The 15,734-nt window shown below is 51.7% G+C and carries 11 protein-coding genes; 6 read left to right on the forward strand and 5 right to left on the reverse strand.

Going from position 1 to position 15,734, the window contains the following annotated elements:
• The first annotated feature begins 271 nt into the window (after positions 1 to 271).
• The 6 genes from pdhR to yacL all read left to right on the forward strand — a co-directional run bounded on the left by pdhR (position 272) and on the right by yacL (position 11,026).
• Positions 272 to 1,042 (forward strand): pyruvate dehydrogenase complex transcriptional repressor PdhR, encoded by a 771-nt coding sequence (pdhR, locus tag GEAM_RS01460; RefSeq protein WP_034787223.1) that lies wholly within the window; start codon positions 272 to 274, stop codon positions 1,040 to 1,042.
• 168 nt (positions 1,043 to 1,210) lie between these two features.
• Entirely contained in the window at positions 1,211 to 3,874 is a 2,664-nt protein-coding gene (gene aceE / locus GEAM_RS01465; protein ID WP_034787226.1) for a pyruvate dehydrogenase (acetyl-transferring), homodimeric type, read from the forward strand.
• Positions 3,875 to 3,887: 13 nt separating this feature from the next.
• Positions 3,888 to 5,783, forward strand: coding sequence for a pyruvate dehydrogenase complex dihydrolipoyllysine-residue acetyltransferase (aceF, locus tag GEAM_RS01470; RefSeq protein ID WP_034787229.1), 1,896 nt, complete (start codon positions 3,888 to 3,890; stop codon positions 5,781 to 5,783).
• 215 nt (positions 5,784 to 5,998) lie between these two features.
• Positions 5,999 to 7,423 (forward strand): dihydrolipoyl dehydrogenase, encoded by a 1,425-nt coding sequence (gene lpdA, locus GEAM_RS01475; RefSeq protein ID WP_034787233.1) that lies wholly within the window; start codon positions 5,999 to 6,001, stop codon positions 7,421 to 7,423.
• Positions 7,424 to 7,985: 562 nt separating this feature from the next.
• The gene (gene acnB, locus GEAM_RS01480; RefSeq protein ID WP_034787237.1) at positions 7,986 to 10,583 is read left to right on the forward strand and encodes a bifunctional aconitate hydratase 2/2-methylisocitrate dehydratase; all 2,598 of its coding nucleotides are present in this window, start codon (positions 7,986 to 7,988) and stop codon (positions 10,581 to 10,583) included.
• A gap of 77 nt (positions 10,584 to 10,660) precedes the next feature.
• Positions 10,661 to 11,026 (forward strand): protein YacL, encoded by a 366-nt coding sequence (gene yacL / locus GEAM_RS01485; protein ID WP_034787239.1) that lies wholly within the window; start codon positions 10,661 to 10,663, stop codon positions 11,024 to 11,026.
• 4 nt (positions 11,027 to 11,030) lie between these two features.
• Here yacL and yddG read toward each other — a convergent pair whose 3' ends face one another.
• From yddG to GEAM_RS01510, 5 genes are all read right to left on the reverse strand, one after another.
• On the reverse strand, positions 11,031 to 11,909 hold the full coding sequence (gene yddG, locus GEAM_RS01490; protein ID WP_034787240.1) for an aromatic amino acid DMT transporter YddG: 879 nt from the start codon (positions 11,907 to 11,909) through the stop codon (positions 11,031 to 11,033).
• 124 nt (positions 11,910 to 12,033) lie between these two features.
• On the reverse strand, positions 12,034 to 12,822 hold the full coding sequence (locus GEAM_RS01495) for a hypothetical protein (RefSeq protein WP_244956632.1): 789 nt from the start codon (positions 12,820 to 12,822) through the stop codon (positions 12,034 to 12,036).
• A 486-nt stretch (positions 12,823 to 13,308) separates the two neighbouring features.
• Positions 13,309 to 14,103 (reverse strand): adenosylmethionine decarboxylase, encoded by a 795-nt coding sequence (gene speD / locus GEAM_RS01500; RefSeq protein ID WP_034787246.1) that lies wholly within the window; start codon positions 14,101 to 14,103, stop codon positions 13,309 to 13,311.
• Between the two features lie 28 nt (positions 14,104 to 14,131).
• The gene (gene speE / locus GEAM_RS01505) at positions 14,132 to 14,995 is read right to left on the reverse strand and encodes a polyamine aminopropyltransferase (protein ID WP_034787332.1); all 864 of its coding nucleotides are present in this window, start codon (positions 14,993 to 14,995) and stop codon (positions 14,132 to 14,134) included.
• A 225-nt stretch (positions 14,996 to 15,220) separates the two neighbouring features.
• Positions 15,221 to 15,568, reverse strand: coding sequence for a YacC family pilotin-like protein (locus GEAM_RS01510; protein WP_034787248.1), 348 nt, complete (start codon positions 15,566 to 15,568; stop codon positions 15,221 to 15,223).
• Positions 15,569 to 15,734 lie beyond the last annotated feature (166 nt).

A 15,734-nucleotide genomic window follows, 5' to 3' on the forward strand; every position in this document is an offset into this window, starting at 1 on the left:
ACCTGCTTTATGCAGCATTTGAATAACTCATAAGCAAATAATGTGGAAAATTGTCTCAGATCTAAGAAATGTGATCGCGACCCGAGCAAAAAATAGAAATGCTAAATATTTGTTAAAATGTGCGAGCCTTGCTCATTTGCGGGGTGACCATATGGACACAAGGTGAATACTTTGTTACTTTACGGCCACGTTTTTTAAATTGGTATTACCAATTTACTCCGTGCACTCACAGATGTGCTACTCGCAGATTGCTATTCGTAGAGACCGTCACATGGCTTACAGCAAAATTCGACAACCTAAGTTGTCAGATGTGATCGAGCAGCAACTTGAGTTCCTAATACTTGAAGGGACGCTACGTCCGGGTGAGAAACTTCTCCCTGAGCGTGAACTGGCAAAGCAGTTTGATGTTTCGCGTCCTTCTCTAAGAGAAGCAATCCAAAGTCTTGAAGCCAAAGGGTTGCTTCTACGCCGCCAGGGTGGTGGCACTTTCGTGCAGAGTAATCTCTGGCAGAGCGTGAGTGACCCACTGGCAGAATTACTCGCCGACCATCCTGAGTCACAATTTGATCTCCTTGAAACTCGTCATGCACTAGAAGGCATTGGGGCTTATTACGCCGCGCTTCGTGGCACAGATGACGATTTACAACGCATCCGCGACTGCCATGTATTGATTCAGGTTGCGCAGGATAGCGGAGACTTGGACGCCGAAGCTGACGCCGTTATGCAGTATCAAGTGGCTGTCACAGAAGCCGCGCATAATGTGGTGCTGCTGCATTTGCTCCGCTGTATGGGGCCAATGCTGGAGAAAAACGTTCGACAGAATTTTGAATTGCTCTATGCGCGCCGGGAAATGCTGGCGGTGGTGAGCAAGCATCGCGCTGGGATTTTCGAGGCGATAGTGGCACGCGAACCGGAAAAAGCGCGTGAAGCATCACACCGTCACCTGGCGTTTATTGAGGAAGTAATGCTGGATGTCAGCCGGGAGCGCAGTCGTCGCGACCGGTCTTTACGTCGACTACAGCAACGCAAGGAAGAAAACTAGTCCACCAGGACCAACGTTGACGTTCTTATTTTGAGAACTGCGGCAACTAAACTGACGGGCCTGTCTTCGTGTGCTTTGAGTGGCATACATTTTCTGCACCAACACCAGAGCGCAGGAAGACAGGCTCCAGATAAACCAACGTATTAGATACAGATAAGGAAAAGCACCATGTCAGAACGTGTAAATAATGACGTGGATCCGATCGAAACTCGCGACTGGCTACAAGCGATCGAATCGGTCATCCGTGAAGAGGGTGTTGAGCGTGCACAGTTCCTGCTTGATCAGGTTCTGAATGAAGCACGTAAAGGCGGCGTAAGCGTCGCAGCTGGTGCTGCCAGCCGTAATTATGTCAACACCATCGCTGTTGAAGACGAACCTGAGTATCCGGGTAACCTGGAGCTGGAACGCAACATTCGTACTGCTATCCGCTGGAACGCGATCATGACCGTTCTGCGTGCGTCTAAAAAAGACTTGGATCTCGGCGGCCACATGTCCTCCTTCCAGTCTTCAGCAGCTATTTACGAAGTGTGCTTCAACCATTTCTTCCGTGCTCGCAATGAGAACGATGGCGGCGACTTGGTGTACTTCCAAGGCCACATCTCCCCAGGCGTGTACGCGCGTGCTTTCCTTGAAGGCCGCCTGACCGAAGACCAGATGAACAATTTCCGTCAGGAAGTTCACGGTAAAGGTCTCTCTTCTTATCCGCACCCTAAACTGATGCCTGAGTTCTGGCAGTTCCCGACCGTTTCCATGGGTCTGGGTCCAATCGGTGCTATCTATCAAGCTAAGTTCCTGAAATATCTTGAACACCGTGGTCTGAAAGACACCTCCGCGCAGCGCGTTTACGCGTTCCTCGGCGACGGTGAGATGGATGAGCCAGAATCTAAAGGTGCGATCACTATCGCTACCCGTGAGAAGCTGGACAACCTGTGCTTCATCATTAACTGTAACTTGCAGCGCCTTGATGGCCCGGTTACCGGTAATGGCAAAATCATCAACGAACTGGAAGGCATCTTCGCGGGCGCTGGCTGGAACGTGATCAAAGTGATTTGGGGCAACCGTTGGGATGCGCTGCTGCGTAAAGACACCTCCGGTAAACTGATCCAACTGATGAACGAAACCGTTGATGGTGACTACCAGACCTTCAAGTCTCGTGACGGTAAATACGTTCGTGAGCACTTCTTCGGCCGTTACCCAGAAACCGCTGAGTTGGTTAAAGACATGACCGACGATGAGATCTGGGCACTGAACCGTGGTGGTCATGATCCGAAGAAAGTCTTTGCTGCACTGAACAAAGCGCAGAACACCAAAGGCCAGCCAACTGTTATCCTTGCTCACACCATTAAAGGTTACGGCATGGGCGAATCAGCAGAAGGCAAAAACATCGCTCACCAGGTTAAGAAAATGAACTTGGACGGCGTGCGTTACATCCGTGACCGTTTCAGCGTGCCAGTGACCGATGAAAATCTGGAAAAACTGCCATACATTCAGCTGGAAAAAGATTCTGCAGAGTACAAATACCTGCACGAACGTCGTCAGGCGCTAAAAGGCTACCTGCCAACGCGTCTGCCTAACTTCACTCAGAAACTTGAGCTGCCGAAACTGGAAGACTTCTCTCAGCTGCTGGAAGAGCAGAAGAAAGAAATTTCTACCACTATCGCCTTCGTTCGTGCTCTGAACGTGATGCTGAAAAACGACTCCATCAAAGACCGTCTGGTACCGATCATCGCTGATGAAGCGCGTACTTTTGGTATGGAAGGTCTGTTCCGTCAGATTGGTATTTACAGCCCGAACGGTCAGCAATACACCCCGCAAGACCGTGAGCAGGTTGCTTACTATAAAGAAGACGAGAAAGGTCAGATCCTGCAGGAAGGTATCAACGAACTGGGCGCAGCATCTTCATGGCTGGCCGCAGCGACTTCTTACAGCACCAATGATCTGCCAATGATCCCGTTCTACATCTACTACTCCATGTTCGGTTTCCAACGTATCGGCGACCTGTGCTGGGCAGCGGGTGACCAACAGGCTCGTGGCTTCTTGGTCGGTGGTACTTCTGGTCGTACAACGCTTAACGGCGAAGGCTTGCAGCACGAAGATGGTCACAGCCACATTCAGTCTCTGACTATCCCTAACTGTATTTCTTACGACCCAGCTTACGCTTACGAAGTTGCAGTCATCATGCATGACGGCCTGACTCGTATGTACGGCGAAGCGCAAGAGAACATCTATTACTACATCACTACGCTGAACGAAAACTACCACATGCCAGCCATGCCAGAAGGCGCGGAAGAAGGCATCCGTAAAGGTATCTACAAGTTAGAAACCGTGGAAGGTAGCAAAGGTAAAGTGCAGCTGATGAGCTCCGGTTCTATCCTGCGTCACGTTCGTGAAGCGGCACAGATCCTGGCGAATGACTACGGCGTAGGTTCTGACGTTTATAGCGTAACTTCCTTCACCGAGCTGGCTCGTGATGGTCAAGACTGTGAGCGCTGGAACATGCTGCACCCAACTGAGGCACCACGTGTTCCTTATGTTGCTCAGGTGATGAACGATGCACCGGTAGTAGCTTCTACTGACTACATGAAGCTGTTCGCCGAGCAGATCCGTAACTTCGTTCCTGCCAGCGATTTCCGCGTACTGGGCACCGACGGCTTCGGTCGTTCTGACAGCCGCGAAAACCTGCGTCACCACTTCGAAATTGATGCTTCCTACGTTGTGGTTGCTGCGCTGGGCGAACTGGCCAAACGTGGCGAGATCGATGTGAAGGTTGTGGCTGAGGCCATTACCAAGTTCGGCATCGATGCTGACAAAGTTAACCCGCGTCTGGCATAAGAGGTAAAGACAGATGGCTATTGAAATTAACGTACCTGATATCGGTGCAGATGCAGTTGAAGTCACCGAAATTATGGTGAAGGTCGGCGATAAAGTTGAAGCTGAACAGTCGCTGATCACCGTTGAAGGCGACAAGGCTTCAATGGAAGTTCCTTCACCACAAGCGGGTGTTGTGAAAGAGATTAAAGTGGCAGTGGGCGACTCGGTTGAGACCGGCAAACTGATCATGATCTTCGACTCCGCTGAAGGTGCTGCTGATGCAGCACCTGCTAAAGCCGAAGAGAAAGCTGCACCTAAAACTGAAGAGAAACCAACTGCTGCGGCTTCTAGCGAAAGCAAAGAAGTCAGCGTACCGGACATCGGTGGTGACGAAGTTGAAGTTACCGAGATCATGGTTAAAGTTGGCGACAAAGTTGAAGCAGAACAGTCCCTGATCACCGTTGAAGGCGACAAAGCCTCAATGGAAGTTCCGGCTCCGTTCGCGGGTACCGTGAAAGAGATCAAAATCGCTGCGGGCGACAAAGTCAGCACCGGCTCTCTGATCATGGTGTTCGAAGTTGCAGGTTCTGGTTCAGCGGCTCCGGCCAAAGAAGAAGCCAAATCTGAAGCCGCACCGGCAGCCCCAGCGGCGTCGGGCAGCAAAGAAGTTAACGTGCCAGATATCGGCGGCGACGAAGTTGAAGTCACTGAAATCATGGTTAAAGTGGGCGACAAAGTCACCGCTGAGCAGTCTCTGATCACCGTTGAAGGCGACAAAGCTTCAATGGAAGTTCCGGCTCCGTTCGCGGGTACCGTGAAAGAGATCAAAATCGCTGCGGGCGACAAAGTCAGCACCGGCTCCCTGATCATGGTCTTCGAAGTAGAAGGCGCTGCTCCAGCTCCTGCTGCTAAGAAAGAAGAAGCTGCTGCACCTGCTAAGCAAGAACAGAAAGCCGCTGCGCCTGCCGCTAAAGCAGAAAGCAAAGGCGAGTTTGCTGAGAACGATGCTTACGTTCACGCGACTCCGGTTATTCGTCGCCTGGCGCGCGAATTCGGTGTGAATCTGGCGAAAGTGAAGGGCACGGGTCGTAAGGGCCGTATCCTGCGCGAAGACGTGCAGACTTACGTGAAAGAAGCCGTGAAACGCGCTGAAGCTGCACCTGCTGCAGCAACTGGCGGCGGTCTGCCGGGCATGCTGCCATGGCCGAAAGTCGACTTCAGCAAGTTTGGTGAAATCGAAGAAGTTGAATTGGGTCGTATCCAGAAAATCTCTGGTGCTAACCTGAGCCGTAACTGGGTGATGATCCCGCACGTAACGCACTTCGACAAAACCGATATCACCGAGCTGGAAGCTTTCCGTAAACAGCAGAATGACGAAGCGGCGAAACGCAAACTGGATGTGAAATTCACCCCAGTGGTCTTCATCATGAAAGCCGTTGCAGCTGCTCTTGAGCAGATGCCTCGCTTCAACAGTTCTCTGTCCGAAGATGGTCAGAAGCTGACGCTGAAAAAATACATCAATATCGGTGTTGCGGTTGATACGCCTAACGGCCTGGTTGTTCCAGTCTTCAAAGACGTGAACAAGAAAGGTATCGCTGAGCTGTCCCGTGAACTGATGGCTATCTCCAAGAAAGCGCGTGACGGTAAGCTGACTGCTGGCGAAATGCAGGGCGGTTGCTTCACCATCTCTAGCCTTGGTGGTATCGGGACGACCCACTTCGCGCCAATCGTCAATGCGCCAGAAGTGGCGATCCTCGGTGTCTCCAAGTCCGCGATGGAGCCAGTCTGGAACGGTAAAGAGTTCACACCGCGCCTGATGATGCCAATGTCGCTCTCCTTCGACCACCGTGTTATCGACGGTGCGGATGGTGCGCGCTTCATTACCATCATTAACAACGTGTTGTCTGACATTCGCCGCTTGGTGATGTAAGCCAAAAAAGCCGGCCAAACGGCCGGCTTTTTTCTGCTAATCTCGCCATGCTGTTGGGGATTATCAGTAGCAAAGCACAAATCGTATGCCGTTTGTTGTTTCAAATTTGTTAACAATTTTGTAAACTGCGGGCGATAGAACGACCCGGTGGATGATGGGCGTTGCGACACAAAATAAGACGTCTGACCCGCCGGACAAACAATTAAGAGGTCATGATGAGTACTGAAATTAAAACTCAGGTCGTGGTACTTGGGGCGGGCCCTGCGGGCTATTCTGCTGCTTTCCGTTGCGCTGATTTAGGTCTTGAGACAGTTCTGGTTGAACGTTATTCCACCCTTGGTGGCGTGTGTCTGAACGTTGGCTGTATCCCTTCAAAAGCCCTGCTGCACGTGGCGAAAGTCATCTCCGAAGCTAAAGCTTTGGAAGAGCACGGTATTATTTTCGGCGAGCCGAAAACTGACATCGACAAAGTGCGTGTCTGGAAAGAAAAAGTCATCAACCAACTGACCGGTGGTCTTGCTGGTATGGCGAAAGGCCGTAAAGTCAAAGTCGTGAACGGCTTGGGCAAATTTACTGGCGCGAATACTCTGGTTGTTGAAGGCGAAAACGGTGCGACCACCATCAACTTCGACAATGCCATCATTGCGGCGGGTTCCCGTCCAATCACTCTGCCATTTATTCCACATGATGACCCACGCGTTTGGGACTCAACGGATGCGCTTGAGCTGAAAACCGTCCCAGAGCGTCTGCTGGTGATGGGCGGCGGTATCATCGGTCTGGAAATGGGTACCGTTTACCACGCGCTCGGTTCAAAAATCGACGTAGTGGAAATGTTCGATCAGGTTATCCCTGCGGCTGACAAAGACGTTGTTAAAGTCTTTACCAAGAAAATCAGCAAGCAATTCAACCTGATGCTGGAAACCAAAGTTACCGCGGTTGAAGCCAAAGAAGACGGCATCTACGTGACAATGGAAGGCAAGAAAGCGCCAGCAGAACCACAGCGTTATGACGCAGTGCTGGTGGCTATCGGCCGCGTTCCAAACGGCAAATCGCTGGAAGCTGGCGCAGCAGGCGTTGAAGTTGACGACCGTGGCTTCATCCACGTCGACAAACAAATGCGCACCAACGTGCCACACATCTTTGCTATCGGCGACATCGTCGGTCAGCCAATGCTGGCACACAAAGGTGTCCACGAAGGCCACGTTGCTGCGGAAGTTATCTCCGGCAAGAAACATTACTTCGACCCGAAAGTTATTCCATCAATCGCTTACACTGAGCCAGAAGTTGCTTGGGTGGGTCTGACTGAGAAAGAAGCGAAAGAGAAAGGCATCAGCTACGAAACCGCCACCTTCCCGTGGGCTGCTTCTGGCCGTGCTATCGCTTCCGACTGCGCAGACGGTATGACCAAACTGATCTTCGACAAAGAATCTCACCGCGTGATCGGTGGTGCTATTGTCGGTACTAACGGCGGCGAGCTGTTGGGCGAAATCGGTCTGGCGATTGAAATGGGTTGTGATGCAGAAGATATCGCGCTGACCATCCATGCTCACCCGACTCTGCACGAGTCCGTGGGTCTGGCAGCAGAAATCTACGAAGGCAGCATCACTGACCTGCCGAACCCTAAAGCGAAAAAGAAATAATTTAAGCTTTAGAGTTTGAACAAACGGCGCTGAAAGGCGCCGTTTTTTTATGCGCGCAGTTTGTCTTTAGGATTGCTTTTCACTGGATTGCTGGTCAATATTCCATCGCTCTGTGGCGCTTACTTATGTTGAAGTAAGGATTTCTACGGTGCCTGCTAACACCTAGGGAATACAAATCAACCGCCTTTTCGGCGGTTTTTTTGTGCGTGCTATATTTCCCAAACCCCGCCTTTAATCCCTTGTTAATCTAAGCCTATTATGCTGTTCTAGTGCGCGGCAAGAGGGCGCGCAGTCGATCCGTCTGTGCTCAACGATTCAGCAAAGATTTAATGTTGCTTTTATGTGAACGAATTAACAAGCGAGATAAATCCTGCTATGCTGCCTCGGCGCAAAGGGCCACTGTGCTTAGGTTCAAGGACTTGTTATGACGACAAAGAAATCAACATACCCGCAGTGTCCCGATTCATCAGGCAAATTGAAATCCCCTGTCCCTACAGGCATGACACGGTTCTGATGATGGAAGCCAGGCATAATAAATGACAATGAGAGCGAGGAGAAAGTCGTGCTAGAAGAATACCGTAAGCACGTAGCCGAGCGTGCTGCTGAGGGCATCGTCCCTAAGCCACTTGATGCTTCACAGATGGCAGCGTTGGTTGAGTCCCTGAAAAATCCGCCGAAAGGCGAAGAAGAAACTCTGTTAGACCTGCTGATTAATCGTGTACCGCCAGGCGTTGATGAAGCCGCCTATGTTAAAGCCGGATTCCTGGCTGCCGTCGCCAAAGGCGAAACAACCTCCCCGTTGGTTACCCCTGAAAAAGCCATTGAACTGCTGGGCACCATGCAGGGCGGCTACAACATTCACCCGCTGATCGACGCACTTGAAGATGCCAAACTGGCACCTATCGCTGCTAAAGCGCTGTCCCATACTCTGCTGATGTTCGACAACTTCTACGATGTGGAAGAGAAAGCGCAGGCAGGTAATGAGCACGCTAAAAAGATTCTTCAGTCCTGGGCTGATGCGGAATGGTACCTGTCTCGTCCAAAACTGGCCGAGAAAATCACCGTTACCGTTTTCAAAGTCACGGGCGAAACCAACACTGACGATTTGTCGCCTGCTCCGGATGCCTGGTCCCGTCCAGATATCCCTCTGCACGCGTTGGCTATGCTGAAAAACGAACGCGAAGGCATCGTGCCTGACGCGCCGGGCAGCGTAGGTCCAATTAAACAGATCGAAGAACTGAACAAAAAAGGCTTCCCGCTGGCTTACGTGGGTGACGTAGTCGGTACTGGCTCTTCCCGTAAATCTGCAACCAACTCCGTGTTGTGGTTCATGGGCGACGACATCCCATTCGTGCCGAACAAGCGCGGCGGCGGTGTGGTGCTGGGTGGCAAAATCGCACCAATCTTCTTCAACACCATGGAAGATGCTGGCGCACTGCCAATCGAAGTGGACGTTTCTGATCTGAATATGGGCGATGTTATCGACATCTTCCCGTACCTCGGCGAAGTGCGTAACCACGACACTGGCGAAGTCATTGCTAAGTTCGAACTTAAAACTGACGTCTTGCTGGACGAAGTTCGCGCCGGTGGCCGTATTCCATTGATCATCGGCCGTGGCTTAACCACCAAAGCCCGTGAATCACTGAAACTGCCAACAAGCGACGTGTTCCGCATCGCCAAGCCTGTTGCTAAGAGCGACAAAGGCTTCTCGCTGGCACAGAAAATGGTTGGCCGCGCCTGTGGCGTTGCCGGTATTCGCCCGGGTGAATACTGCGAACCTAAGATGACCTCCGTAGGCTCTCAGGACACCACCGGTCCAATGACCCGTGATGAGCTGAAAGACTTGGCCTGCTTGGGCTTCTCTGCTGATTTAGTGATGCAGTCTTTCTGTCACACCGCCGCTTATCCTAAGCCGGTTGACGTGACGACTCACCACACTCTGCCAGACTTCATCATGAACCGCGGCGGTGTTTCACTGCGTCCGGGTGACGGTATCATCCACTCATGGCTGAACCGTATGCTGTTGCCAGACACCGTCGGCACCGGCGGCGACTCACACACTCGCTTCCCAATCGGCATCTCCTTCCCGGCAGGTTCCGGGCTGGTGGCCTTTGCGGCAGCAACCGGCGTGATGCCTCTTGATATGCCAGAATCCGTTCTGGTGCGTTTCAAAGGTAAGATGCAACCGGGAATCACCCTGCGTGATCTGGTTCATGCGATCCCTTACTACGCGATTCAAGAAGGTCATCTGACCGTTGAGAAGAAAGGGAAGAAGAACCTGTTCTCAGGCCGTATTCTGGAAATCGAAGGTCTGCCAGAGCTGAAAGTAGAACAAGCCTTTGAACTGGCGGATGCGTCCGCAGAGCGTTCTGCGGCGGGTTGTACGATCAAACTGGATCAGGCACCGATCAAAGAGTACCTGAGCTCTAACATCGTGCTGCTGAAGTGGATGATCTCTGAAGGTTACGGCGATCGTCGTACCATCGAGCGCCGCATCAAAGGCATGGAAGAGTGGCTGGCGAATCCAAACCTGCTCGAAGCCGATGCTGACGCGGAATACGCGGCAGTGATTGAAATCGATCTGGCTGAGATCAAAGAGCCAATTCTTTGTGCGCCAAACGACCCGGACGACGCTCGTCTGCTTTCCTCTGTGCAGAACAGCAAAATTGATGAAGTGTTCATCGGTTCTTGCATGACCAACATCGGTCACTTCCGCGCAGCAGGTAAACTGCTCGACAGCCATAAAGGCGCGTTGCCAACGCGTCTGTGGGTTGCTCCACCGACCAAAATGGATGCGGCTCAGCTGACAGAAGAGGGCTATTACAGCGTCTTCGGTAAGAGCGGTGCGCGGGTTGAAATTCCTGGCTGTTCACTGTGCATGGGTAACCAAGCGCGCGTGGCCGACGGTTCTACCGTGGTTTCAACCTCTACCCGTAACTTCCCGAACCGTCTGGGTAATGGTGCAAACGTCTATCTGGCCTCGGCAGAGCTGGCCGCGGTGGCTTCCCTGCTGGGTCGCTTGCCAACGCCTGAAGAGTATCTGGGCTATATGGCCGAAGTAGACAAGACGGCGGTAGACACTTACCGTTATCTGAACTTCGACAAGCTGAGTGAATATACTGACAAAGCTGACGGCGTAATCTTCCAAACCGCAGTCTAAATCGTTATATTCTGACCATTGTTGAAAGGGGAGCCTCGGCTCCCCTTTTTGTTATGAATTTTTCAGAGGACTCAACCATGGACTACGATTTTTTGCGTGATATCACCGGTGAGGTCAAAGTTCGTTTTTCAATGGGGCATGAGGTTCTGGGCCACTGGCTGAATGAAGAAGTCAAAGGCGACTTGAGCGTGCTGGATAAAGTCGAAGCAGCCCTCGCCGAGCTAAAAGGCAGCGAGCGCCAGTGCCAGATTGAAGGCCACGAATACACGCTGCTGCTGGCCGACGATGAAGTGATGATCCGCGCCAACCAGCTCGGTTTTGAAGGCGACGAGATGGAAGAGGGCATGAGCTACTACGATGAAGAGAGTTTGGCGTTTTGCGGCGTCGAGGACTTTCTGCAAGTCCTCGAAAAGTACCGTTCTTTCGTCACCACCTACCGCTAAGCCGTTACTTGCCGCGCGACGCGCTCCAGCAAAGCAGTGAACCCGCCACTACCATGCCGACGCCCGGCCAGAAACTGGCTCCCGGCAAGGTGTGCAGCCACAATCCCGCGATAAAAATAGCCGACAACGGCGTGAAATAGGAGAGTGCCGCAACCAGCGTGGCATTGCCTTTTTTCATCGCGATGTCCCAGCACTGATAGGAAATCGCGGTGATCGCGCCCATTACCAGTAACTCGGTGACGGCCGGCCACGTCATTCTGATTCGGGTGGAAGAGTAGTTGAAGTAGAGCGCCCACAGCACCGCGCCGGTGGCCAGCAAGAACAGCGGCAGCACGCCAGCCCCTTTGCTAAACACCCGCACCAGATTGGAGTAAAGCGCCCAAGAGAGCGCCGCGCCGAGCGCCAGCGCATAAGCCACCGGGTTGCTGCGCACATTGCGCATCAGCTGGTGGATATCCAAACCGTGCCCGCCGCTAATAGCCCACAGCACGCCAACAAAGGCTAACACCGCGCCCGGCCACATCCACCAACGCACTTTTAGTTTCAGCAACGGCACGGCGAACAGCAGCGTCAGGCTGGGCCACAAATAGTTAATCAGGCCAAGTTCCAAGGTTTGCTGGCGGCTATGAGCCAGACCAATCGCCAGCGAGAACGACACCATATAGAAGACGAACAGCAGGCCGCAGATAATCAGATAAGCCGCCGATTGCCCGCGCAGCGTCGGTCGGCTGCTGGCCATCCACACCATAATTCCACTCACGGTATAAATAGAGGCTGCAGCGCCAAATGGCCCAAGGGCTTCGGCCAAGCTGCGAGTCAGAGCAACGCTCATGCTCCACAATACAATCGCAATAACACCAAACAGCGTCGCAAAACGATCCATGGATGAGGTCTGAGTCAGGGAAAGGGATACCCAAGATAAGCGATTGTTGCGACTAAGCAAATATGAAGAATCTCAATCCCCTTCATCAAAGCAATTCCTGATGAAGGGGATTGAGAGGTGGGGATCAGAAGTAGTAACCGAACTCTAAGCCAAGCGTCGAAGTGGTGGTGGCTGGCTGGTAGTAGCCAACGTCTTGGCCATCGAGCTTGCCCTGCTTGTCATCCGATTTACCGTATTTCTGGTGAACATAGGACGCCTTCACAAACAGGTCTTTGTTGATATTCCACGTCAGACTGGTGAATGGCGACAGGCGCGATTTCGGCTCCAGCCACACGCCGCCCTGATTGCTGTGGGTCCAAGTTTTAATCGGATACAACGCGCCGCCTTCAAGGCTCAGGCGTGACTCGCTGGTCATCTGCCAGTTAGCACCCAAAGAGGCTTTGGCATAAGGCTGAAGCGTGACCTCGAGTGCGCTGTACTGGCGAGTGCGATTCTCGGCGGCGATATAGACATCGTCGGAACGAATATTGCGCAGCCAGAATTGCCCGCCCAGCGCGCCTTTGGCATCAAAAGAGACGCTGTCCGAAGCGCGATAACGGTAACCCCGCGTGATATCCGCGCTGTAGCCGGTATAGGTGGTTTTGCCTTTTAACGAGCCATCGGGCACGTTGGCGCTATCATCTAGCGTGCTGCCCTGATAATTGACGATGCCAAACATCAGGCTCATATCCCAGGCTTTTAATAAGCCGCTTGGCGCATCAAGATAGTTATTAGCACCAAAGTTTACCCGCAGGCGAGGACCGTGTTCTGCAACGTATTTGCCGTCTTTATTGGCGACGGTTTCATCCCATTTATAATATTCCGCCCCATAGCTGACATAGTGGCGTGTTCCATCAGTATTGCTGCTGAACAAACTTTCCCCGGCCCGGGAAACCCCGGAAACCAATAAAGAGCTCGATACCAATAAGGTGGCAACGGTCTTTAATTTACAGATTGTCATTTTATTATTTCTTTGTGTCAGTGAAGGAGAGCGGTGATTTTAAAAACAGCGGGGGGATGCTAACGCAGGATAAGGTGGGTAAAACAGGCTCTATTCATTTTTGGTCAAAATAAGATCAATACAAAAGTAATAAGTGAAATTTTAGGCTTTACTAGTTATCTATTTGAGTTAATTGATTTTTTATATTCTTAAAATTTAGCTTATTGCGCAGATCATTTTCCGATCAATTTGGGTTAGGGTGAGATAAAAAACAGCTTTAGTGAATTTTTTAGGTAGAAGCGGGGATTTCTATAAGAATTAACTGTAGCCGAGTGCGGAGTTAAGTCAAATTAAAATGGCGGACCTGTGATGTTCGCCATTTTATTAACTTCCTATTAACTGCTTCTCGGCGTAAATACCTTAGAGCGAGGGGATATTTCTACCGTAATAAATTTCCTGCATCTCTTTATAAAGCAGGTCGGTGATCTCTTTACGCTCTGCCGCGCTTAATTGGTCGGGCTTGGCATTGAAAAGATAATGCTTAAGGTCGAACTCTTTTAGCATCATCTTGGTGTGGAATATATTTTCCTGATACACGTTCACATCCATCATGTCATATAGCGCTTTCATATCCTTCGACATGAAGTTCTGAATCGAGTTGATCGAATGGTCGATGTAGTGTTTGACGCCATTAATGTCGCGAGTGAAGCCGCGCACGCGGTAATCAATAGTGACAATGTCAGATTCCAGCTGGTGAATCAGGTAGTTCAGCGCCTTGAGGGGCGAGATTACGCCACAGGTGGAGACTTCAATATCCGCGCGGAAAGTGCAAAGCCCGCCTTCAGGGTGGCTTTCTGGGTAGGTATGCACGCAGATGTGGCTCTTATCGAGATGCGCCACCACCGAGCTTGGCAGCGGGCCAGGGTTCTCCGTGGTATCCACATCGCGCGGATCCATTGGCTCTTCGCTCACTAAAATCGTGACGCTGGCCCCCTGTGGCTCATAGTCCTGCCGCGCCACGTTGAGGATGTTGGCACCGATGATGGAACAGGTTTCGGTGAGGATCTCCGTCAAACGGTTGGCGTTATATTCTTTGTCAATGTAGGCAATATAGCCGTCACGATCGTCAGCCGTCTTGGCATAACAGATATCGTAGATACAAAAACTCAGGCTTTTTGTCAGGTTATTGAAACCGTGCAGTTTCAGTTTTTGCAATTTAGTCCACCCCCTTATGGATGCCGGATCAGCGCGAGGCTGACAGGGCATTCAGTAGATATTGTGGCAGGGCAAAGCTGCCATAATGGATTGCCGGGTTGTAATAACGGCAGGCAATGTCTGCGGCGTCGAAGCGCGCTTGCAGCGTCTTAGCGTCGAGCTGGCGGTGCTCCGGGCTGTTAGTGGCCCAGGCGAAAGTCATGATGCCGCCGTAGTAGGTCGGGATCGCCGCTTGGTAAAAACTGACGTCGCTGAAGTAGTGGCTCAGCTTCTGGTGGCTATTTACGGCTTCATCCTGCTGTAAGAAGCAGACACCGTTTTGCGCTACAAAAATACCGCCCGGATTCAGACAGCGCTCGCAGCCTTGGTAAAATTCTGAGGTAAACAGGCTTTCGCCGGGACCAATGGGATCGGTGCAATCTGAGATGATCACATCAAAGGTTTCATTGGTCTGATTGACGAACTTCACCCCGTCGTCGATCACCAAGTTAAAGCGCGGATCGTCATAGGCACCGGCATTGTGGTTCGGCAGATACTGGCGGCAGAACTCCACCACGCCAGCGTCAATTTCCACCATAGTGACCGACTCGACCTGCGTATGACGGCATACTTCGCGCAGCATTCCGCCGTCGCCGCCGCCGATAATCAGCACCTTCTTAGCATGGCCGTGGGCCAAAATCGGCACGTGCGCCATCATCTCGTGATAGATGAACTCATCACGCTCGGTGGTCTGTACCACGCCGTCGAGCGCCATCACGCGGCCCAGCTCGGCGTTTTCGAAAATGATCAGATCCTGATGCTCGGTTTTATCGCGATACAGCTCTTTTTCGACGCGAAAATATTGGCCAAAGTTGGCGTGCAGCGTCTCAAACCACATTTCTTTTTCGGACAATTTCTGTGACGGATTCTGGGACATTGTGCAATCTTCTCCTGAGTATTCACAGCCTTGGAAAATGGGGGCAACATGATAGCCAACATCGCCATTGTATGCACGATTGAATATTACTCAGATGATTTGGGAATATAAGTGTAGCTGAGGTGGGGAAATACGCTGGAAAGCGGCCCGGCAAGAGGCGAAAGTCAGTGGGAAGATGCTAAAGCCGGGCGAGAAGGGGAGTTAGTTAGAGTAGGCCAGCAGGCTAAGGGAGTCACGAGCCAGCGCCTTGCACTTGGTCGGCTTGGCGACGGCAATCCCGCTCAGGTCGCGATAGCTGTCCTCGCCCATCGCTTGCATGTTGAAGCTACTGTAATTGGTTAAATCCCAACGATTTTGTTGAGCGAAAAACACAATCGCGCGCTTAATTTGCGCGTTAGGAAGCTGTTCGTAGCCGCAATTATTTTTCAAATACACGAAGACGGCGGTCAGGTCTGCCAGATCTTCAGCCTCTGATTCGCTTAAAGCCTGGCTGGCGGAGGAGAATCCGAGCAGGGCGAGCAACATCAGGGTTAGCGTCGTTTTTTTCATGGAGTGGTTCTTTATAAAGAGAAAAAAGCAGGCTCAGATGGAATTAAATGACGTTAACATATTTGCCCTGAGTCACACTAAATTTTCTTTTGTCGGTTTTGCTACTTGACCCTTCCCTTGGTGGAAGGTTTACCCTCTGTGCTAAATCTGCCCGTTCTTTGCCACC

The sequence above is a fragment of the Ewingella americana ATCC 33852 genome (genome assembly GCF_000735345.1).
GTDB lineage: Bacteria > Pseudomonadota > Gammaproteobacteria > Enterobacterales > Enterobacteriaceae > Ewingella > Ewingella americana.

Excerpts from the sequence above, each read along its gene's own strand:
- yddG (WP_034787240.1), bottom strand. The coding sequence starts at position 11,909 with ATGGATCGTTTTGCGACGCTGTTTGGTGTTATTGCGATTGTATTGTGG.
- pdhR (WP_034787223.1), top strand. The coding sequence starts at position 272 with ATGGCTTACAGCAAAATTCGACAACCTAAGTTGTCAGATGTGATCGAG.
- yacL (WP_034787239.1), top strand. The coding sequence starts at position 10,661 with ATGGACTACGATTTTTTGCGTGATATCACCGGTGAGGTCAAAGTTCGT.
- aceE (WP_034787226.1), top strand. The coding sequence starts at position 1,211 with ATGTCAGAACGTGTAAATAATGACGTGGATCCGATCGAAACTCGCGAC.
- lpdA (WP_034787233.1), top strand. The coding sequence starts at position 5,999 with ATGAGTACTGAAATTAAAACTCAGGTCGTGGTACTTGGGGCGGGCCCT.
- aceF (WP_034787229.1), top strand. The coding sequence starts at position 3,888 with ATGGCTATTGAAATTAACGTACCTGATATCGGTGCAGATGCAGTTGAA.
- GEAM_RS01510 (WP_034787248.1), bottom strand. The coding sequence starts at position 15,568 with ATGAAAAAAACGACGCTAACCCTGATGTTGCTCGCCCTGCTCGGATTC.